The organism is Monashia sp. HAY1-5C, assembly GCF_056755255.1.
In genome coordinates this window covers 1-239 of record NZ_JBPGXG010000724.1, presented here as the reverse complement: position 1 = coordinate 239, position 239 = coordinate 1, and the positions used below count along the sequence as shown (strand labels likewise).

At 57.3% G+C, this 239-nt stretch carries 1 pseudogene; it reads left to right on the top strand.

The features are described 5' to 3' along the window. Positions 1-239, top strand: a pseudogene (groEL, locus tag ACR9ZK_RS23325) (chaperonin GroEL); the annotation flags it as partial.

Below are 239 nucleotides of genomic sequence, written 5' to 3'. Positions count from 1 at the left end.
GACTGCAACCGTTCTCGCCCAGGCCATCGTTCGCGAAGGTGCCAAGGCAGTTGCAGCCGGCATGAACCCGATGGACCTGAACCGCGGCATCGATCTCGCCGTTTCAGAAGTCGTCAAGGATCTCCAGGCCAAGACCAAGAAGATCAACACGTCAGAAGAAGTCGCACAGGTCGGCACGATCTCGGCAAACGGCGAAAAGCAGATCGGTCTCGATATTGCTGAAGCCATGCAGAAGGTCG